General features: G+C 55.9%; 19 protein-coding genes and 2 tRNA genes. 7 read left to right on the forward strand and 14 right to left on the reverse strand.

The features are described 5' to 3' along the window. The 6 genes from infC to D9N14_RS20325 form a co-directional block, all read right to left on the reverse strand. A partial coding sequence (gene infC / locus D9N14_RS20300; RefSeq protein ID WP_411267964.1) for a translation initiation factor IF-3 occupies window positions 1-302 on the reverse strand: 302 nt, incomplete at its 3' end. Between the two features lie 235 nt (window positions 303-537). Further along, window positions 538-614: transfer RNA gene (locus D9N14_RS20305), tRNA-Val, on the reverse strand. A gap of 63 nt (window positions 615-677) precedes the next feature. Continuing rightward, window positions 678-1,685 carry an NAD-dependent epimerase gene (locus D9N14_RS20310; RefSeq protein WP_290583220.1) on the reverse strand — a complete coding sequence of 336 codons (1,008 nt, stop codon included), beginning with the start codon at window positions 1,683-1,685 and terminating at the stop codon, window positions 678-680. Between the two features lie 15 nt (window positions 1,686-1,700). After that, on the reverse strand, window positions 1,701-3,710 hold the full coding sequence (uvrB, locus tag D9N14_RS20315; RefSeq protein ID WP_290583222.1) for an excinuclease ABC subunit UvrB: 2,010 nt from the start codon (window positions 3,708-3,710) through the stop codon (window positions 1,701-1,703). A gap of 2 nt (window positions 3,711-3,712) precedes the next feature. Further along, window positions 3,713-5,128, reverse strand: a complete 1,416-nt coding sequence (locus D9N14_RS20320; RefSeq protein ID WP_290583224.1) for a mannose-1-phosphate guanylyltransferase/mannose-6-phosphate isomerase — start codon at window positions 5,126-5,128, stop codon at window positions 3,713-3,715. A gap of 144 nt (window positions 5,129-5,272) precedes the next feature. Beyond that, window positions 5,273-6,547: an aminotransferase class I/II-fold pyridoxal phosphate-dependent enzyme gene (locus tag D9N14_RS20325; RefSeq protein ID WP_290583226.1), complete on the reverse strand. Its 1,275-nt coding sequence runs from the start codon at window positions 6,545-6,547 to the stop codon at window positions 5,273-5,275. A 245-nt stretch (window positions 6,548-6,792) separates the two neighbouring features. Here D9N14_RS20325 and D9N14_RS20330 point away from each other — a divergent pair. Continuing rightward, window positions 6,793-6,868 (forward strand) — tRNA-Asn (locus D9N14_RS20330). Between the two features lie 102 nt (window positions 6,869-6,970). On the opposite strand, the gene D9N14_RS20335 is transcribed toward D9N14_RS20330, so the two are convergent. Beyond that, window positions 6,971-7,432, reverse strand: a complete 462-nt coding sequence (locus D9N14_RS20335; RefSeq protein ID WP_290583228.1) for a transcription termination/antitermination NusG family protein — start codon at window positions 7,430-7,432, stop codon at window positions 6,971-6,973. Between the two features lie 171 nt (window positions 7,433-7,603). Between D9N14_RS20335 and D9N14_RS20340 the strand changes: the two genes are divergently transcribed. Next, the gene (locus tag D9N14_RS20340) at window positions 7,604-8,101 is read left to right on the forward strand and encodes an acyl-CoA thioesterase (RefSeq protein ID WP_290583230.1); all 498 of its coding nucleotides are present in this window, start codon (window positions 7,604-7,606) and stop codon (window positions 8,099-8,101) included. On the opposite strand, the gene D9N14_RS20345 is transcribed toward D9N14_RS20340, so the two are convergent. From D9N14_RS20345 to ihfB, 6 genes are all read right to left on the reverse strand, one after another. Beyond that, window positions 8,102-8,737 (reverse strand): phospholipid-binding protein MlaC, encoded by a 636-nt coding sequence (locus D9N14_RS20345; RefSeq protein WP_290583232.1) that lies wholly within the window; start codon window positions 8,735-8,737, stop codon window positions 8,102-8,104. It lies immediately after the preceding gene. Between the two features lie 71 nt (window positions 8,738-8,808). After that, window positions 8,809-9,099, reverse strand: coding sequence for a ComEA family DNA-binding protein (locus D9N14_RS20350; protein ID WP_290583234.1), 291 nt, complete (start codon window positions 9,097-9,099; stop codon window positions 8,809-8,811). Window positions 9,100-9,165: 66 nt separating this feature from the next. After that, window positions 9,166-9,861: an orotidine-5'-phosphate decarboxylase gene (gene pyrF, locus D9N14_RS20355; protein WP_290583236.1), complete on the reverse strand. Its 696-nt coding sequence runs from the start codon at window positions 9,859-9,861 to the stop codon at window positions 9,166-9,168. A gap of 29 nt (window positions 9,862-9,890) precedes the next feature. Further along, window positions 9,891-11,063, reverse strand: coding sequence for a lipopolysaccharide assembly protein LapB (lapB, locus tag D9N14_RS20360; RefSeq protein WP_290583238.1), 1,173 nt, complete (start codon window positions 11,061-11,063; stop codon window positions 9,891-9,893). Between the two features lies 1 nt (window position 11,064). Next, window positions 11,065-11,376: a hypothetical protein gene (locus tag D9N14_RS20365; protein WP_290583240.1), complete on the reverse strand. Its 312-nt coding sequence runs from the start codon at window positions 11,374-11,376 to the stop codon at window positions 11,065-11,067. Window positions 11,377-11,475: 99 nt separating this feature from the next. Beyond that, window positions 11,476-11,823: an integration host factor subunit beta gene (gene ihfB / locus D9N14_RS20370; protein ID WP_290583242.1), complete on the reverse strand. Its 348-nt coding sequence runs from the start codon at window positions 11,821-11,823 to the stop codon at window positions 11,476-11,478. A gap of 326 nt (window positions 11,824-12,149) precedes the next feature. Between ihfB and D9N14_RS20375 the strand changes: the two genes are divergently transcribed. Both D9N14_RS20375 and D9N14_RS20380 read left to right on the forward strand, forming a co-directional pair. After that, entirely contained in the window at window positions 12,150-13,595 is a 1,446-nt protein-coding gene (locus D9N14_RS20375) for a rhomboid family intramembrane serine protease (protein WP_290583244.1), read from the forward strand. A gap of 163 nt (window positions 13,596-13,758) precedes the next feature. Continuing rightward, window positions 13,759-15,015 carry an acyl-CoA dehydrogenase family protein gene (locus tag D9N14_RS20380; protein WP_290583246.1) on the forward strand — a complete coding sequence of 419 codons (1,257 nt, stop codon included), beginning with the start codon at window positions 13,759-13,761 and terminating at the stop codon, window positions 15,013-15,015. Between the two features lie 81 nt (window positions 15,016-15,096). On the opposite strand, the gene D9N14_RS20385 is transcribed toward D9N14_RS20380, so the two are convergent. Then, window positions 15,097-15,744, reverse strand: a complete 648-nt coding sequence (locus D9N14_RS20385) for an arylesterase (RefSeq protein WP_290583248.1) — start codon at window positions 15,742-15,744, stop codon at window positions 15,097-15,099. 44 nt (window positions 15,745-15,788) lie between these two features. Here D9N14_RS20385 and D9N14_RS20390 point away from each other — a divergent pair, with 44 nt between their 5' ends. Genes D9N14_RS20390 through D9N14_RS20400 form a run of 3 tightly spaced genes read left to right on the forward strand, consistent with a single transcriptional unit; the run spans window position 15,789 to window position 20,872 of the window. Continuing rightward, the gene (locus D9N14_RS20390; RefSeq protein WP_290583250.1) at window positions 15,789-16,475 is read left to right on the forward strand and encodes an ABC transporter ATP-binding protein; all 687 of its coding nucleotides are present in this window, start codon (window positions 15,789-15,791) and stop codon (window positions 16,473-16,475) included. After that, window positions 16,472-18,961 (forward strand): ABC transporter permease, encoded by a 2,490-nt coding sequence (locus D9N14_RS20395; RefSeq protein WP_290583252.1) that lies wholly within the window; start codon window positions 16,472-16,474, stop codon window positions 18,959-18,961. The genes D9N14_RS20390 and D9N14_RS20395 overlap by 4 nt, the downstream gene beginning before the upstream one ends. Window positions 18,962-18,967: 6 nt before the next feature. Beyond that, a complete protein-coding gene (locus D9N14_RS20400) occupies window positions 18,968-20,872 on the forward strand; it encodes an ATP-binding cassette domain-containing protein (protein ID WP_290583254.1) in 1,905 nt (634 codons plus the stop codon). Window positions 20,873-20,923 lie beyond the last annotated feature (51 nt).

Genomic DNA, 20,923 nt, shown 5'->3' on the forward strand with positions numbered 1-20,923 from the left:
TCGAGGAACCGCTTCAGGTTGCGAAGTTTGACCTGGTAGTCCCCCTCTTCAGTTCCCGGGCGAATCTTGATTTCCTTCACCTGGGTCTGTTTCTGCTTTTTACGGGCTTCAGCTTGGCGCTTCTTCTCTTCGAAGATGTGCTTTCCGTAGTCCATGATCCGGCACACGGGAGGTTCAGCGTCAGGAGCGATTTCCACCAGATCCATCTCCGCTTCCTCGGCGGCCTTCAGGGCGTCGTCAATGCTGACAATACCGACCTGCTCACCGTCTCCTCCGATCAATCGCACTTCAGTGCAGGTGATCTCATCATTAGTCCGGTTCTTTTTCGACTGTACTACGGGGCGTCTGTTACGCTGCTTAATAGCTCTTCCTCCAAGCCCGTTAATAAAAAAACCAAGCCACCCGATCCAGGGTTGCTTGATTCCATTTATATTCACTGAAAGAGAACCTCAAGGGTTCTGCCCTTGAGATTCTAAGACTGCTTTGGAAAATTCTCAAGCTACAGAACCACTTAGATCCTCGATCCAAGTGTAAATTTGGTAGGCACGATCGGATTCGAACCAACGACCCCCACCATGTCAAGGTGGTGCTCTAACCAACTGAGCTACGTGCCTGCTGTATTCAGGCGCGCAAAAATACCACTGCCCACCCGTAAGTGCAAGTCATGATTTCAAAAATCAGACTTTATAGAAGTCCCGATACCAGTCCACAAAACGGGCAACCCCCTCTTCCACGGTGGTTTGAGGGCGGTAACCCACGTCCGCCACCAGGGCATCCACATCGGCATAAGTATCCGGTACGTCACCCGGTTGCATGGGCAAAAGATTCTTCTCAGCCGTACGCCCAAGGCAGTGTTCCAGCACCTCGATATAGCGCAGCAGCTCCACCGGGCGATTACTGCCTATATTATATAGGCGATAAGGCGCTCTACTGCTGGCCGAATCCGGGGCATCCCCGGTCCACTGGGGGTCAGGCTGAGCCACTCTGTCCAACGTCCGCAACATGCCCTCGACAATGTCGTCAATGTAGGTGAAGTCCCGGCGGTGATTGCCATAGTTGAAGACGTCTATGGGGCTGCCCTGCAGGATTGCCTTGGTGAATTTGAACAGAGCCATATCCGGTCGCCCCCATGGCCCGTAAACCGTGAAAAAGCGCAAGCCCGTGGTCGGCAGGCCATAAAGATGGCTGTAGGTATGAGCCATCAGCTCATTGGCCTTTTTGGTGGCGGCGTACAGTGACAGAGGGTGATCGACGTTATCGTGTACGGAGAACGGCATGGTGGTGTTGGCACCGTACACGGAGCTGCTGGATGCATACACCAGATGCTCAACCTGGCTGGCCCGACAACACTCCAGCAGATTGACAAAACCCACCAGATTGGAATCCACGTAGGCATGTGGATTTTCCAGGGAATAGCGCACGCCCGCCTGAGCCGCCATATTCACCACCCGTTGCGGCTGCTCCGCCTTGAACAACGCTTCCAGGTGGGCACGATCTTCCAAAGCCAGGCGTCGAAAGCTGAACCCCGTGTGGTCTTTCAATCGCGCCAGGCGAGCCTCTTTCAGGCTGACATCGTAGTAATCATTCAGGTTGTCGAGACCCACCACCTGATCACCCCGCGCCAAAAGCCGATGAGACAGTGCAGAACCTATAAAACCGGCTGCCCCGGTTACCAATACTTTCATATGCAAAGAATCACTTTATTGTATAAAGGCCCGACTTTTGATTTGCTGCACTTCATCCCGCAATCGTGCCGCCTCTTCAAACTCCAGGCTTTTCGCCGCCTCAAACATCTTCTGCTCAAGCTCCTTGATCAGTGCGCTGACCTGGCGCGGCTCCATGGTTGAAAGATCCCGATCATAGCCTGTTTTCTTTTCAGCCACTTTACGGCCGAGTTTCTTCCCACCCGGAGCCCTGGCGCCTTCCAGAATATCTTCCACAGATTTTTTGATGCCTTTGGGCGTGATACCGTTGGCTTCGTTGAACTGGATCTGCTTGGTCCGGCGCCGTTCGGTTTCATCCATGGCCCGTTGCATGGAATTGGTGATCTTGTCGGCGTAGAGAATAGCCTTTCCATTGAGGTTACGGGCTGCCCGACCAATGGTCTGAATCAGGGAGCGATCCGAGCGCAAAAAGCCTTCCTTGTCAGCGTCCAGAATGGCCACCAGGGACACCTCCGGCATATCCAGCCCTTCCCGCAACAGGTTGATGCCCACCAGCACATCGAACTCCCCCAGGCGCAGGTCGCGGATAATCTCAACGCGCTCCACCGTATCAATGTCAGAGTGCAGGTAGCGCACCCTGACACCATGCTCCATCAGATAATCGGTCAGGTCCTCCGCCATGCGTTTAGTGAGCGTGGTAACCAGTACCCGCTCTTCTTTTGCCACCGTCGCGTGGATCTGGGACAGCAGGTCCTCCACCTGAGTGAGGGCGGGGCGCACTTCAATCTCGGGGTCCACCAGGCCGGTGGGTCGCACGATCTGCTCCACAATGGCCTGTTGGTGCTCTGCCTCATAGGGACCAGGGGTTGCCGAAACAAAGATGGTCTGGGGGCACAAGGCTTCCCACTCCTCGAACTTCAGCGGGCGATTGTCCAGGGCCGATGGCAGGCGGAAGCCGTATTGCACCAGGGTTTCCTTGCGCGAGCGATCGCCCCGGAACATTCCGCCAATCTGCGGCACCGTGACGTGGGATTCATCAATCACCACAAGGGCGTTTTGTGGCAGATATTCAAACAAGGTGGGCGGAGGTTCCCCCGGTGCCCGGCCGGACAAAAACCGGGAATAGTTTTCAATGCCGGTGCAGTAACCCAGCTCCTGCATCATCTCGATATCGAACCGGGTGCGTTCACTGAGCCGTTGGTGCTCCAGCAATTTGCCTTCGTTAGAGAAGAATTCCAGCCGTTCCCGCAGCTCAACCTTGATGTTGTCAATGGCATCCAGCACCGTCTCCCGCGGGGTAACATAATGGGACTTCGGATAAATCGTAAAGCGCGGCACCTTCTGCAGCACTTCACCGGTGAGCGGATCAAACAGGGAAAGGTTTTCCACCTCATCGTCGAACAACTCGATACGCAATGCTTCGCGCTCGGATTCCGCCGGGAACACATCGATCACTTCGCCCCGCACCCGATATGTGGCCCGGTTAAACTCCAGATCATTGCGGGTGTACTGCAACTCCGCCAGACGCCGCAGAACTTTGCGTTGATCCATGGGTTCGCCCCGATCCAGATGCAACACCATTTTCAGGTAGCTGCCCGGATCACCCAAGCCATAAATGGACGAGACCGTCGCCACAATCAAGACATCTTCCCGTTCCAGCAACGCCTTGGTGGCAGACAATCGCATCTGCTCAATATGCTCGTTTATGGACGAATCTTTTTCGATAAAAGTGTCGGATGACGGAACATAGGCTTCCGGTTGATAGTAGTCGTAATAGGAAACGAAATACTCAACTGCATTATTCGGGAAAAACTCTTTAAACTCGCCATAGAGCTGAGCAGCCAGCGTTTTATTGTGAGCCATCACCAAGGTCGGCCGCTGCACCTGAGCCACCACATTGGCGATGGTGAAGGTTTTACCGGAGCCGGTCACCCCCAATAACGTCTGATGGGACAGCCCGTCCTCCAGACCTTCCACCAATTGCGAAATCGCCGTCGGCTGATCTCCCGCCGGCTTGTATTTGGAATGGACCTTGAATTTACGCACGGTTAACCATCTGACCCTCTTCCGTATTGATCACTGAAGCGGACGATGTCATCCTCCCCAAGATAGGAACCAGTCTGAATCTCGATGATTTCCAAAGGGATCTTGCCAGGGTTTTCCAGATAGTGGACCTCACCAACCGGGATGTAAACCGATTGATTCTCTGACAAAAGCAGGGAGTCTTCACCCCTCTGCACTTTAGCCGTGCCCTGCACAACCACCCAGTGTTCCGCCCGATGGTGATGCATCTGGGTCGATAATCTCGCCCCCGGCTTTACTGTGATCCGCTTCACCTGGTAGCGATCCCCCATGTCGACGGAATCAAACCGACCCCAGGGCCGGTGCACCTCGCGGTGAAACTCATGCTCGGAGCGCCCTTCTGCTTCGATTTTCTTAACGATATCTTTGACTTTTTGTACCTGCTGAATGTTCGCGACCAACACGGCATCGGGCGTTTCCACGATAGCAACATCATTGACCCCCAAACAGGCCACCATCCGGCTGCTGGCATGCACCATGGTATTATGGGTGTCCTCAACATACACATCCCCGCTCAACGCATTACCATAAGCGTCTTTACTCTGCACTTCCCAAAGGGACTGCCAAGAGCCTACGTCAGACCAGCCAGAGTCGAGCGGGATCACCACTGCCTTATCCGTCTTTTCCATCACTGCGTAGTCAATGGAGTTTTCCGGGCACGCCACGAAGGCGGCCTCCCCGGCACGGATAAAATCAAGATCTACTGCTCTTGCCTCCCAGGACGCCCTGGCCGCCCCATAAATTTCAGGCTGAAAGTATTCAAGCTCGCGCAAATAGAGGTCTGCTCGGAATGCGAACATCCCGCTGTTCCAAAAGTAATCCCCCGCTGCCAGATAGGCCTCAGCGACCTCCAGGGTAGGCTTTTCAACGAAAGCCTGGATCGGATACCAGCCATCACTGCCCTGATTATCTGCTTTAATGTAGCCGTACCCTGTTTCCGGTTTATTGGGTACAACACCAAACGTCACCAGGCCACCATTCAAGGCCGCTTTATTTGCCGTCAGCAGGGCCCTGTGAAACACCTCACAATTTTCAATATGGTGATCCGATGGCAATACCAGAACCACAGCGTCTGCAGATCTCTCCAACGCGGCAAAGCACGCCAACGCAATAGCAGGGGCGGTATTGCGTCGAGCTGGCTCCAGAATGATGTGCGCATCCTGGATATCCAATGACTGCACCTGGTCTGCCAATAAAAACCGCTGGTCGTTGGCGGTGACAAAAATGGGCGCCTCATCGGCTACGCTGCCACGCAGTCTCAAGACCGTTTCTTGAACCAGGGAATATTCAGAGCAAAGGGGCAAAAACTGCTTGGGATAGGCTGAACGCGACAGGGGCCAAAGCCTTGAACCACTACCACCGGAGAGGATGACCGGAATCATATATTTAGATCCTTATCTTTGTTGCTTTTACTGATACGACTATACCACACTCACCCACCAAAAATGAGAAAGCCCGACGTCACCTGGACTGTCGGGCTTTTTGATTACAACGGGTGGTACCAGAATACGTGCAGTACCGGAATATCAGGACAGCTTCTGTCGGATGGACGCCAGCTTCACACACACCACGAACACTTCCATGGTCTTGTTGATATCCTGCAGAGAAGGAAAGCTGGGTGCCAGGCGGATGTTCTTATCCTCAGGATCCTGACCATACGGGAAGGTCGCTCCCGCCGGTGTCAACTTCACTCCCGCCTCCAGCGCCAGACGGACGATCTCCTTTGCCAGACCGGGCCGGGAGTCAAAGGACACAAAATAGCCACCCTCCGGCACTGTCCAGCTCCCCATATCGGACTCGGAGAACCCCTCATCCAGGTGCTGCAGAACCGCGTCAAAACGGGGCTTGAGTAATTCCGCATGCTTGTCCATATGATCAAGCAAGCCCGCATAATCACCAAAAAACGTTACATGGCGCAACTGATTCACTTTATCCGGGCCGATGGTTCCCATGCCAAGGTGCTTTTTGAAATGTTTGAGGTTTTCCTCGGAGGTGCCCATAAAGGCCAAACCCGATCCGGCAAAGGTCACCTTGGAGGTGGAGCCGAATATTACGATGGAGTCCTCGGTACCCTGCTTGCGGGCTGCGTCCATCACATTTGCCAGCGCAGGGGCGTCGTGGCTCAAGGCATGAATGGCGTAGGCGTTATCCCACATAACGCGGAAGTTGGCTCCGGCGATCTTGGCCAGCCGGGCGATACGATCCACCACTTCGTCGCTGTAAACGATACCTGTTGGGTTGGAAAAGCGGGGAACACACCAGATCCCTTTGATACACGGGTCGGCCTTGACCAGCGCTTCCACTTCATCCATCAGCGGACCATTTTCGTCCATGGCCACCGGGATCATGGTAATGCCGAGCTCTTCACAGATTCCAAAATGACGATCGTATCCCGGCACCGGGCACAGAAACTTGATTTCCCCCTCACGACTCCACGCACTCTGTGCACCGCGCACACCGAAGAAGTGTGCAAACGCCATGGTCTGGAACATCAGAGTCAAACTGGCGTTGCCACCAATCAGAGTCTCAGCGGGTGTAACACCCAACACCTGTGAAAACAGGGCCTTAGCCTCGGGCAGACCATCAAGACCGCCGTAATTGCGGCAATCCGTACCGTCAGCTGCCTTATACCCGTCCGTCAAAATACCATCCAGCCCATTGGACAGGTCCAACTGAGCACTATTGGGTTTGCCCCGGGTTAAATCCAAATTTAATTTGGCAGACTGAAACGCTGCATACTGCTTTTCCAGTTCAGCCAATTGCGCTTGCAAATCCTGAGCAGATGCCTGGTCTATAAACAAGGTAAACCCCCTGAGATGACAATGATGAGACGCTGAGACCCGACACTATAGTGAGTTACGTTGCTATTGCAATAGAACCCAGGCTCGCCTGGGCTAAATTTACCAGCCCGTCTCAAGCGGCCCCGACGCAGGCAATCAATCCTTTTGACAACCACACAAACACCCTAACTGATTGATAAAAAAATGGAAAAAAGTGGTTGACCGAAGGGATTCATGCCCTTAATATACGCGTCCTCAAGAGCTGATCCACAGTAGCTCAGTCGGTAGAGCAAGCGGCTGTTAACCGCTGGGTCGCAGGTTCGAGCCCTGCCTGTGGAGCCAACACCAAAAAGGGAGCTGAAAAGCTCCCTTTTTTTATGCCTCATTTTTGCCGCTCGTTTTTGCCCCAGGCGGTGGAGACCAACCGCTCAGTGGCCAAGCGGGTTAAACCGCTTTAAGCAGGCTTTCTTTGATGACAACCGACTGCTTGCGCCCCAACAGGGTGAGCAACACCATCGCCCGCTCATCGCCATTGGCGCACAGGTAAACCGCCTCCACACCTTTGAATGGGCCATCCTTGATGACCACCTCCTGATCCGGCTCGAACAAAGGCACGTTCCGAAACCCGTTCTCCTTGAACTTCAGGTATTCAATAATCGGATCATCGACCTGGGCCCACCACTCCCCAAACTTCAGCATACACAGCACACCGCGGGTATTTTTGATGGCATGAAAACGCGAAGCCAGCGAGCTCAATCGCACAAAAAGATAACTGGTAAACAGCGCCTCCCTTCGCCCATCTTTACGCACGAGCCAAGGGCAATACACCTCTATATTTTGATTGGCCAGATGGTCAAGCGCCCTGCTCTCCTGACGCGCCTTCGTCTTCACCACATACCAGGACATCGGACATCATCCCCTGAAACAAGACCGGTCCGGCGGCTTTGACGAGCATCGGACCATTCCACATTATTATTTGCGATTTACGCACATTATCCTTTGAAGTATTGTCCTTAAACAGGCCTAACTCAAGGCTTTGATACAATTGATAACACCGGCTCACGGACCACTCAAACCATGAATAATGTAGTCACACCAAAACCGGTATCGGCCTCATCCGTTCAAAATCACGTATATAAGGTTTTTCCCAACGACCTTAACGCCCACTACACCATATTTGGCGGGCTGATCATGTCATTGTGCGACCGGGTCGCGCTCGTGGTGTCCGAGCGCCATAGCGGCAAGGTGTGCGTGACGGCGTCAGTGGACTCTTTCCATTTCGTGGCTCCCGCCAAGGACGGCGACACCTTGCTGATCAGCGCGTCGGTCAACCGGACCTGGTCCAGCTCCATGGAAATTGGCGTCAGGGTGGATGCGGAGAACTCGTTCTCAGGTGAGAAGAAGCATATTGTCTCCGCCTACTTTACCTTTGTCGCACTGGGACCGGATAACAGGCCATGTGAGGTGCCCGACATCAATCCCCAAACGACCGAGGAATTGCGGCGTTATCAAGGCGCCCAGGTTCGGCGGGATGCCCGCCTGAAAACCCGGGAGAGCCTGAAAAACATGAAATGATTACTGGGTGACTTCAGGCTGGGCTTGATCCGAATTTTGCAGCTGGGCAATCATATACTCGATGCCATTCTTCTTGAAATCTTCCGCACTGGCGGTCTTGAAGCTTTGCAGCACACTCACACCTTCCACCACCACATCATAGACCTGCCAGTTCTGACTTTTTCGGTCTACAAACAGCTTGTAACTGATGTTGTATTTTTGCCCCGTGCTGGTTTCCGTCACCACGCTGCTTACGGCAGCCCGGTCCCCCTGCTCGTTCTGGCGCGATCCGGTGACCTCGAGGTTGTAGGTCTTGCTGGGGTCATACTGGGACACCAGGGAAACCGAGACTCGCTGCCGAAACGCCTCGGTGTATCGAAGCCGCTGCTCCGGTGTGATCTTCCGCCAGTTCTTGCCCAGAATCTGTTTGGCCATGGTTTCAAAGCTGACATAGGGTGACAACACTTCGTCCCCAATAGTGATCAGGTGGCTTTTATCCGTTGCGATCTTATCCTGATCCTGGGTAATACGGTTGTTGATCTCAACAAACAGATTGTTGATCAACTGGTCTGGAGCAACCACATTTTTGGCCAACGCAGGCGTTGCACCCAAAAAAACCATCAGTAGAAAAACGAAGGGGTGGCGGGCTGTAAACACGGTGTTCTCCATATAACGAATATCAACCCGCCAAGTATAAAAACCGGCCAGGCACAAAAAAAGTAAATTTGTCACTCCACTGCAATACGACCGCTGTTTTTGCGCAGGGTTCCTTTGCCGATCCCCTTTACCTGCAACAGGTCTTCCACAGTGACAAAGGGGCCATGGCGCTCGCGATACTGGACTATTGCTTCTGCCTTGACCGGCCCTACGCCCACCAGGGCCCTGGACAGGGTTAACGCGTCGGAGGCGTTGATGTTGATGGGCAGGGGAATAAAAAACTGGTTTTTCTGGGCAGCCATTCCCGGTGTGGCACACAGCAGCCACATTACCACCCCACTGATAATTGCGGTTCTAAGCATACGCTGTCTCTGAAAGTGGTCGATTCCTCTTCAAGAAGACAGCTAAGGGTCAAAGAAAGCGTTGCCTCATTGCAGGCTGGCCAAAACCGCCTGTAACGCACTTTTGGGGTTTGATGCCTGAGCGATGGGGCGGCCAATCACCATATAATCTACACCGGCCAACAGGGCCTCTGGCGGCGTCATGATACGTCGCTGGTCCCCGGCCGCTGAGCCCGCGGGACGGATGCCCGGGGTCACCAGTTTAAATGCTGTACCCAACGCCGGCTTCAACATGGCCGCTTCCTGGGCAGAACATACAACACCCTGCAATCCGCAATCCTGGGCCAGCTGCGCCAGCCGCAGAACCTGCTCCTGAGGCTCCAGGTCAACGCCCACCTCCACCAGATCCGAACGCTCCATGCTGGTGAGCACCGTTACGGCAATCAGCTGGGTGCCGGTACCGGCCTGTTCGACCGCTTTGCGCGCGGCTTCCATCATGCGCCGACCTCCAGACGCATGCACATTGACCATCCAGACCCCCAGATCAGCGGCTACAGAACAGGCTTTAGCCACCGTATTGGGAATGTCATGAAACTTGAGATCCAAGAACACCTCGAAACCGCGATCGTGCAGCGCTTTCAACATGGCCGGCCCTTCGCGGGTGAACAGTTCTTTACCCACTTTCAAGCGACATTGGCTGGGGTCAAGCTGGTCGGCCACCTCAAGGGCCTGTTCTCTATACTGAAAATCCAACGCCACAATTATGGGAGATTGGCACACCATATTCAGCTCCTGTTATCGTTCAATCGCTGTTACTCGCCTTCCAGGCCCTGGATGGGTCGCACCGAGCCCCAGGTTTTACACGTCGGGCATTTCCAGTGCAACGTCTTGCCATCAAAGCCACAACCGGTACAGCGGTATATAGGTTTATCCCGAATCAGCTTCTGGGTAAAGGCTTGCAGAATGGCAAGATTCTCTCGCTCTTCTCCGCCAGCCCGGTTCATCTGCAGCTCGATCAATCGGTCCAGACCCTTGACGGAAGGCCGCTTTTTCAAATACTCGGATAAAACAAACGCGCCGGCCTGCTCTCCCTCCAGCTGCGTTACCAAACGGGAGAGCTCAATGACGATGGAGATGGCGGGGGACTTCTCCAGGCATTCAAACAAGTACTTTGACAACTCATTCATCTGCCCGAGGTTTTCATAGTTTTGGTGCAACAAGGGCAACGTATCCGGGACAAAAGTCGGATCCTGTTCCAGCACCCGCCGCAATGATTTGACGGCTTCCTTGGGGTTCTCGGCCTCGGTTTCCAGCTGCGCCTGCAGCATACTGGCTCGCACACAATATCGATCGGCAGCAAGGGCTTTTTTGAGTTCGCGCCGGGCTTGCACGTAATCACCCAGTTTCAGAATCTGCTCAGCCAGTTCGCAGTGGTAGTGAGCAAGTTGCACCTGCAGCAATTTGCCCTTGGCCATGAGTTTTTCGGCAACGTCAATGCAGGAGCCCCACTCGCGCTCCTGTTCATAAATCCGCAGCAGATATTCCAAGGCACGAATCTGCTGCAGGCTGCCCTCCTCCGCGATCTCCTTCAGCAGGCGCTCGGAACGGTCCAGTACGCCGGCGTTCAGATAATCCCGGGCCAGTTCCAGTTTGACCGCAGCGTGCTGCGCTTTGCTGAGATCAGAGCGGGCTAACAGATCCTGATGTATGCGGATGGAACGGTCCACTTCACCCCGCCGGCGATAGAGACTGCCCATCACAATGTGAGTCTCGAAGGTGTCTCCATTTACGTCCAGGGTTTTCAGCAGCAGGTCCACCGCCTCATCCTGCTTTTCATTCAATAGCAGGTTGAGGCCATCGTAATACTCTTTACCAACGCCGGACCCGGTCTCTACCGCCACGGTTTTGCGCCGCTCCGCCTTGCCCAGCAACCATCCGATCACGATGGCGGCAAACAGCAGGATCCCGACGAACAAATCCACCATATCAGGTGGTTTCCTTCAGATTGCGCTCGCGCAGTTTTTTCAACTCTTTGGTTAACTTGCTGGCTTCCCGCCTTGCGGCGGCCACCTCGAACCCCAGCACCACGCAGATCAGCACACACAATCCGATGCCCACCAGTACACCGCCGAAGAAAAACGCCATCCCGAAGCGGGCCACGCTCATCTCGATGGGTTCAGCAAAATAGATCAGATCGACCTGTATGTCATGATCGTTTTGAATCTGATACATCCCGAGTACCAGGGACACCAGCAGTATCACTGCAACGATCAAAAAGGCTTTAACAATATTTCCCATGTCATGCTCTTTTCAGCAATTCGGCACGCGAACAGCGCGCATAAAAAAACGGCATGGGCTAATCATGCCGTTTTTATCAGGGAATTCAAGCGAATACACTTACATCGCAGAGCCGTCCGGTTCAGGGTCGTTGTTAACACGATCCCTCAGCTCTTTACCCGGCTTGAAATGCGGAACGTATTTTCCGGTCAGATCCACTGATTCCCCGGTCTTGGGATTACGCCCCAGCCGTGGCGCGCGATAATGCAGGGAGAAGCTGCCGAAGCCCCGAATCTCGATGCGACCACCGGTGGCAAGAGCTTGCGACATCTCTTCCAGCATGGTTTTCACCGCCAACTCGACATCTTTCTGAGACAGCTGGGTTTGCTTTTGTGCCACCCGCTCTATCAGCTCTGACTTGGTCAACACGGAATTTCGCAGCGTATCGTTAGTCCCGTTGTCTTCCATTTTACCAGTACCTCCCGCAGTACTTGTTTCCCTGAAGCGCCCTGTGCGCACACTGTTTTCTGCACCTATATACGAGGCAGCTGGACAATATCGCTTAACCCGTTGAGAAAACTGTATTTATTAATTTAACTCATGATTTAAATATAGCAAACTCTAACACTTTGCAAGCTCGGAATTTAACCAAACCCAAGATGACCGATCGGTCATAGTGGCTTCTGGATAAATTTTGCCTACTTTTAGAACTAAAGACTCTAAAAACCTGTTTTTCCTGATTTTTTCAAAGTTTGCTTTACTTAATGGAATCCAAATAAGAAAGGTTAGAGAACATGCTGATAATTCCGGCGGAGCGCGGTATCGACTGGAGGCGGGCTCCCGTCATGACCTGTGCACTGATTATGGTGTGCTGTCTGGTGTTCTTCGGCTGGCAGTGGAGTGATGAGGAACGGCTTTACCTGGCCGCCGAATACTACACTGAGCACGGCTTGCTGGACCTGGAATACCCCAATTACATCAGCCATCTGCATCAGACCGGTCGCGAGCTGGAAGCAGCAGAGTTTGAGTCCGCCTGGTCCGAGTCGGAGCGGGTTTACCTCAGCTACGCCATTCTGGCAGACCTTTCTTTTACCGTGGAAATGGATAAAACGGATGCCCGCTTCTGGGGGGAAGATGTCTACGATGACTGGCGCTCCGCCCGCAGCGAAGTGAATACCATGGTGGCTGAGGTCAGCGCCTTTAAGCTGGGGCTGATCCCCGCTGACAGCCGGGTGATCACCTATCTGACCTACCAGTTCATGCACGGCAGCACCATGCACCTGATCGGCAATATGGTCATTCTTGCCCTCACCGGCGTGGCCGTGGAAGCCGCCATCGGCTCCACGTACTTCGTCCTCTGTTACCTGTTCTGCGGCATTGTGGCCGGTCTCGCATTCACCCTGTTCAACTGGAGTGCCCATATCCCCCTGGTGGGCGCATCCGGTTCCATCTCCGGTGTGATGGGCATGTATGCCGCTTTATATGGCCTGCGCAAAATCAAGTTCTTTTACAGTATCATTTTCTACTTCGGTTACTTTACCGCCCCCGCCCTGGTGATGTTGCCGGTCTGGCTGGGCTGGGAGCTGATCAATGCCATCTGGGGTGGCAATGATGGGGTGGCATACATCGCCCATGCCGGCGGGTTGCTGGCGGGTGGGCTGGGTATGCTGGTGGGCCGTAAGTATTTGGTTCAAGTGGAGGAAACCTACCTGGATCAGGCGCCTGATGAGGACGAGGAATATCGCCGAAGCCTTGATGACTATCTGAAACAGTTGGCCACGTTCAATTTTGACGCCGCCCAGCGCAAGCTGGCCCAGCTTGAGGCCCAATACCCGCAGAAAAATGCGGTTCTGGAGCAACGATATTTTCTGGAAAAGCTCCAGCCCCATACTGACCGCTTCCACACCACGGCCCATCAATTGTTGAGCATGACCACGCAGGATACCGCCACCATGCACATGCTGCACGACGTGTACCGGGATTACCTGCCGTTAATGGGGGAACATTCCCTCCCCGACGAAACCCTGCTCAAGCTGATGCTGCAGTTCTGCCAGATCGAAGCCTGGGAGACCGTGACCTCGATGGTGAAGCAGGCCCAGCAGCGGCGCCTGCGGGAGCCCATGCTGGTGAAGGTCCTGCGCCTGCTGGCCAGGGGCATCAACGAGCGAGGGGAACGCCACCTGAGCAACCAGTTCCGGGACATGGCCGACAGTCTGGAACAGTCTCTGCAACAAACCTGACACCGGGCCCTTACGCCCCTCAGGTTGCAAAGAGTGACAGGATTCCCCCCGTTATCAGCAGTTTTGGTCATGTCCGCTGAACTGCAGTTTGGTTATGCTGGCTCCACCATGACCAAATGGTCACCCTCAAACATAAGAAGAATCACAATATCAGGAGCCGGACATGATTGAATGGAGCGAGCCACAACGCATGCTGCGAGGCGCTGTACGCCAGTTTGTGGAACGGGAAATCGCCACCAACCTGGATGCGCTGGAACACGGCGACACACCACCCTATGACACACTGCGCAAATTCCTCAAAACCTTTGGCATCGATGTGATGGCCAAGCAGCGGTTTGAAAAACAGATTGCCCAGGAAAAAGCCCGGCTGGCCGGCCAGCCAGAACCTGAACAAGATGAAGAGGAAAGGGACCCCGCCATGGCAGAGATGATGCGTGGCGAGGAAACCGCCATGCGCATGATTCCCACCATTGAGCTGTGCCGCTATTGCCCCGGCATGGTCACGGCCATGGGCGTCAGCATGGGATTGACCGCCGGCACCATCATGTCCCGCGGCACCCTCGCGCAAAAAGAGCGCTGGGCTCTGGACCTGTTGACCATGGACAAAATTGGCGCCTGGGCCATTACGGAACCGAACTCCGGCTCTGACGCATTCGGCAGCATGAAAGCCACCTGCCGCCGCACGGAGGATGGGGGTTATATCCTCAACGGCAACAAAACGTTCATTACCAACGGCCCCTATGCGGACACCATTGTCTTCATCTGCAAACTGGACGAAGCCGGCGTCGAACCCAAACAGCGCAAAGTACTCAGTTTCATCCTCGACAGCGGGATGGACGGCCTGACCCAAAGCAAGCCGTTCCGCAAAATGGGTATCCACTCCTCCCCCACCGGGGAGCTGTTTCTGCAGGATGTGAAGGTGGGACCGGAACGGCTGCTGGGTGAGACCGAGGAGATCTCCTATCGCAGCGGCGTAAAGGATACCTTCTCGGCAGAGCGCTCCGGCGTGGCCGCCATGGCCCTGGGGATCACCGAACGCTGCCTGGAGCTTTCAGTGAAATATGCGAAAGAGCGGGTGCAGTTCGGCAAGCCCATTGGGGAATTCCAGCTGATTCAGGCCAAGCTGGCGAAGATGGAAATTGCCCGCATCAATCTGGAAAACCTGGTGTTTCGATATATCGAAACCGTTGCCAAAGGGCGCAGCATGACGTTGGCAGAGGCCTCGGCCATGAAGCTGTATGCGGCGCAAACTGCGGTGGAGGTTGCCATGGAAGCGGTACAGATCCACGGCGGCAACGGTTACATGGCGGAATACCAGGTGGAGCAACTGGCCCGCGATGCCAAGATCCTGCAGATTTATGGCGGCACCGACGAAATCCAGATCACCCACATCGCCCGGGATTTACTGTCACGGGATTAGGCATCAGACAAAGCCGATCCCCCCCCCGGAACACAGGCCTGCTGCCGTACCACATTGTGACAGCGGGCCTGATTTGGCTTTCTAATCCGCCGCCAACACCGGCTCAAGAAACTGCCACACATTGTCGGCAATCAAGGGTTGCGCCTGAGTATTGGGGTGAATCCGATCGGCCTGCATCAAATCCTCCACTCCGCCAACGCCTTCCAACAAAAAGGGCAACAGCGGCACCTCATTACGTTCGGACAAATCCACGTAGATCTGCTCAAAGCGGCTGCGGTATTTGTTGCCATAGTTAGGTGGAATTTTGATGCCCGCCAGCATGGGTTCTGCGCCCTGCTGTTTTACCAGATCCAGCATCGCCTGCAGGTTGCTTTCCATGGCGGAAAGGGACATCCCGCGCAGGCCGTCATTACCGCCCAGCTCAATCAGCACCCAGTCCGGGCTTTCCTGCTCCAGCAAAGGTTTGAGACGTGCCAGGCCGCCGGAAGTGGTATCACCACTGATGCTGGCGTTGACTACCCGCACCGCCAACTTCTGTTGCTCCAGGGTCTGTTGCAACAGTCGCACCCACTCCTCCCCCTGGGGGATACCATAGCCGGCGCTCAGGCTGTCCCCCACCACCAGCAACACCCGCTCGCTGGCAGAGGAGTCCTGGACAGAGGTTGCCTGGGCAGAGCCCACACATAAACAGAGGATTAAACTAAATAACGCAAACAGTGGTCTCATCATTTGTTAGCATTACCTTCATCAGAATCTGTAAGGATTTCAAGTCTATGAACAGTATGCCGCAAAACGGCACGCCCGTCCTTCAGGCCACCAATGTGGAAAAATCAGTGTCCATGCCGGATCAGGTGCTGACCATCCTGTCCAGCATCAATCTCTCAGTGGCCGCCGCGGAAACCCTCGCCATCGTGGGGGAGTCCGGCTCCGGGAAATCCACCCTGCTTGGACTGTTGGCGGGCCTGGATGTTCCCTCTTCCGGCTCCATCCACCTGATGGGCAACCAGCTCGATGCCATGAGTGAGGATCAGCGGGCAGGGGTGCGGGCCGCCCACGTGGGGTTCGTGTTTCAATCCTTCCAGTTGTTACCGAACCTGACCGCGCTGGAAAACGTGATGCTGCCGCTGGAAATAGCCGATGGTCGCCACGTGCCGGAACGGGCCCGGGAGATGCTGACCCGGGTCGGACTGGGCCAGCGCCTGCGGCACTATCCCAGCCAGTTGTCCGGCGGCGAACAACAGCGGGTGGCCCTGGCCCGGGCCTTTGTCACCGAGCCGGATATTCTGTTCGCCGACGAGCCCACCGGCAACCTGGACACCCATACCGGCGAAGCCATCGCCGATCAGCTGTTTGAGCTGAACCGATCCCACCAGACCACGCTGATACTGGTTACCCATGACATGACCCTGGCGCAACGCTGTGGGCGCACCGTCACCATGAACGCCGGTCAACTGTCATGAAACAGATCACGCTGGCGTTGCGTCTGTTATTGCGGGACTGGCGCTCCGGACACCTCAACCTGCTGCTGATTGCCCTGCTGGTGGCCGTCACCACCCACAACACCATCGGCTTTCACAGCGAACGGATCGAAAACGCCATGGAGCTGCAGGCCTCCAACCTGCTGGGCGGGGACCTGGTGATCAAAAGCCCGGTGCCGCTGGACCGACTGCCGGAATTGCCCAGTAGCGTTCGATTTGCCCGCGCCGTGGAATTCTCCAGCGTGGTCATGGCCGATGAGGGCATGCAGTTAACGTCCATCAAAGCGGTGAGCGATCAATATCCGTTGAAAACACCCCTGAAAGTCAGCGACCAGCCGTTCGAGCCGGATTACGAAAGCCCGCGGGGCCCCGGCCCCGGGCAGGCCTGGGTGGAATCCCGCTTGCTCAACGTATTGGGTATTCAGATGGGTGATGAGGTGGATGTGGGGGATACCCGGTTAACCGTTGAGAAAGTGCTGACCTTCGAGCCCGATCGTGGCGGAAGCTTTTATTCCTTTGTGCCCCGGCTGATGATGAACCAGTCCGACCTGGGGGCCGCCAACCTGATCCAGACCGGGAGCCGGGTGGAGTACTACTATCAGTTTGCCGGCCCGGAGTCGGCCATTGCCAATGTCAGGGCCACACTTACCCCCTCGCTGCAACCGGGACAAAACATTCTGTCCATTCATTCTCGTCAGCGCACGGTCAGTGCGGCCCTGAACCGGGCCGAAGGCTATCTGCAACTGGCCAGCCTGATGGCCATTCTGCTGGCGTCGGTGGCACTGGCCATGGGCGCCCAACACTTCAGCGAAACCCGCTATGACACCGCGGCGCTATTGCGCTGTTTCGGATTGCGCTCCAATCAGATCCTGCTGGTATTCACCAGTCAATTGATTGCCCTGGCTCTGATCAGCGCGGTACTGGGTGGCGCGCTGGGGTGGTTGCTCCATTTCTCCCTGATGGAAATGCTGTCCGGCTTGTTGCCCCAGGGCATCCCCCTGCCCTCCGCCCGGCCGTTTTTCAGCGGCCTGATTCTGGCACTGGTGATTCTGCTCGGTTTCAGCCTGCCGGCATTGGTTCAATTGCAGAGGACCTCGCCGCTGCGGGTATTGCGGCGGGATCTCACGCCCTCCCCGCTGTCCAAAAGCCTGCTCTATGGCATTGTGCTGATGCTGATCGGTGGGCTCATGCTTTGGTACACCCGGGATCCAGTGCTGATCGCAGCCATCGTTCTGGGCAGCCTGCTGGCCTGGATCGTCACTTACGGACTGACTGCACTGTTTGGCCTGCTGATCAACCAGATCAGTCAACGCAGTTCGCTGTCGCTGCAGGCGGGTCTGCGCAACCTGAGCCGGCGTCGGCTCAGTACCCGGGTGCAGTTGCTGGGCTTCGGCCTCACCGCCATGGCCATGCTGGTGATCCTGCTGGTGCGGGGTGAGCTCATCAATACCTGGCAACAGCAGCTTCCGGAACAAGCGCCCAACCACTTTGTGCTGAACGTGCTGCCCCATGAGGCAGACGCATTTGAACAGCACCTGCAGGAGAACAATATCCTGTCCCAACCACTCTACCCCATCGTGCGCGGCCGGCTCACCCACATCAACCAGACCCCCATGCAGATGGCGGTTACCAAGGAATCCGGCAGCGAAGAAGAGGAAGAGGCCCTGAACCGGGAACTGAATCTGAGCTGGGCCCAGGCCCTGCCTTCGGACAACCGCATCATTGAGGGTCAGTGGTGGGATACACTGCCGGCGGACACGGGCGCCCGGGTTTCCATCGAGCAACGGCTGGCCCAGCGCTTGGGTGTTCAGCTGGGGGATGTGCTGACATTCTTTGTGGCCAACCAGACCTTTACCGCCGAGGTTGCCAGTATTCGTTCGGTGAAATGGGAGTCCTTCCAGCCCAATTTTTACCTGATGTTCAATCCGGGAGCCCTGGAAGGATTGCCCGCCACCTACCTGACCAGCTTTCACCTGGAGCCAGAGCGCAAGGACCTGCTGAAGCCTCTGGTGCAACGCTTCCCCGCCATCACCCTGTTGGAGGTGGACGTAATTCTACGGCAGGTGCGGACCATACTGGACCAGGTCAGCGCGGCGGTGGAATTCATTTTGCTGTTCGTGCTGGCGGCAGGCCTGACCATCACCCTGGCCACCCTGATCACCACCATGCCCCAGCGCTATCGGGAAGGCGCCATCATGCGTACCCTGGGAGCCACCCGGCGCCAGCTCATCCTCCAACAGTGGTCCGAGTTCTTTGCCATCGGCGCGCTGTCCGGACTGGTGGCCTGTTTCGGGGCGGAAATGGCCCGGCTTGCCATCTACTTAAAGTTGCTCGCGCTCCCCTATACTCCCAACCCCTGGATCTGGATAATAGTGCCCCCATTGATGGGGCTGGTGATCGGGTTAGCCGGGCAGATCAGCAGCCAACGCATCCTCAAACAGAGCCCGGCGGTAGCCTTAAGAGAATAAATCCCTATGTCCCTGCTTCGACTGCGCGACATTCATCTGGCCTTTGGTGGGCCGGAGCTGCTGAATGGAACCCACCTCAACCTGGAAAAAGGCGAACGGGTGTGCCTGGTGGGGCGCAATGGAACCGGCAAGTCCACCCTGCTTAAAGTCATCAGCGGCCAGATCAAACCCGACGACGGACAAATTGAAATGTCGCCGGGAACCCGCATTGCGTGGTTGGAACAGGAAGTACCCCAGGGCACCGGTGGCAGCGTCTACGACGTTGTGGCTTCAGGATTGGGCAAAGTGGGCGAGCTGATCCAGCAGTATCACCATCTGACCGAAGAGCTGGCCAGCGGCAGCGAAGCCGCCTTCAACCGCCTGGAGAGCGTGCAGAAAGCCCTGGAAGCGGAAGACGGCTGGGCGCTGCAACAGCGGGTGGAAGCCACGCTTTCCAAATTGTCCCTGGAGGGTGAGGTGGCATTTGAAGCACAATCCGGCGGCGTGAAGCGACGAGTCCTGCTGGCCCGCGCCCTGGTACAGGAACCGGACATCCTGCTGCTGGACGAGCCCACCAACCACCTGGACATCGAGTCCATCGCCTGGCTGGAAGAGTTCCTGCTCGGCTACAAGAACTGCGTCCTGTTCATCACCCACGATCGATCCTTCCTCAGCCGGCTGGCCACCCGCATCATCGACCTGGACCGGGGCCAGCTCACCAGCTGGCCCGGCAGTTACCAGACCTATCTGCAACGCAAGGCAGAGGCCCTGGAAGCGGAGGCCGCAGAGTGGGAGCGCTTCGACAAGAAACTCGCCCAGGAGGAAGTCTGGATTCGCCAGGGCATCAAGGCACGCCGCACCCGCAACGAAGGCCGGGTACGGGCACTGCAAGCCATGCGCAAGGAACGCGCCCAGCGCCGGGAACGGCAAGGCACCATGAACGCCACCATCCAGCAGGCTGAAATCAGCGGCAAGAAGGTCATTGAAGCCAAGCACATCAACGTCAGCTTCAACGGGCGCCCCATTATCCAGGACTTCTCCACCCTGATCCTGCGGGAGGATCGAATCGGCATCATCGGCCCCAACGGGGTCGGCAAATCCACGCTGATCCAGGCGCTGTTGGGCAGATTAAAGCCCGACAGCGGCACCGTGGAACTCGGAACCAACGTGGAGATTGCCTACTTCGATCAACTGCGGGCACAGCTGGATGAAGAGTTGAGCGTGCGGGAAAACGTCAGCCAGGGCAGTGACACCATCACGGTCAACGGCCAGAACAAGCACATCATGGGCTACCTGCAGGACTTCCTGTTCAGCCCGGAGCGGGCCCGTACTCCGGTGCGCGCCCTCTCCGGAGGTGAACGCAACCGCCTGCTGCTGGCAAAATTGTTCACCCAACCCAGCAACCTGCTGGTACTGGACGAACCCACCAACGACCTGGATATCGAAACCCTGGAACTGCTGGAGGAGCTGGTGGACCAATACCAGGGTACCATCCTGCTGGTCAGCCACGACCGCGCCTTTCTCAACAACATCGTCACCAGCTCCATCGTGTTCGAGGGTAACGGCAAGCTGGCGGAATACGTGGGGGGCTACGACGACTGGCTGCGTCAGCGCCCTAAAGCAGCCCCGGCGCCCGCGACGGAAAAGCAATACGCGGAGCCCCAAGCAGACACGCCCGCCAAGCCACAGGCAAAACCCGGGAAAAAGCTCAGTTACAAAGATCAAAGGGAACTGGAATCCCTGCCCCAGACCATTGAATCTCTTGAACAGAAGCTGGAAAGCGCCCATCAGCAACTTGCTGATCCTACGCTATATCAGCAAGCCCAGGAGAAAATAGCCGAATTAAAACAACAGGCTGAGCAACTGGAACAGGAATTGGAAACGGCCTTCGAACGCTGGGAGCAGCTGGAGTCCCTGAAAAACTCGGAGTAGCCCCACAACGATAAACTGGAAAAAACACCCAACTGATCTAAACTGATTGTA

The sequence above is a fragment of the Ketobacter sp. genome, from assembly GCF_003671495.1.
Lineage (GTDB): Bacteria > Pseudomonadota > Gammaproteobacteria > Pseudomonadales > Ketobacteraceae > Ketobacter.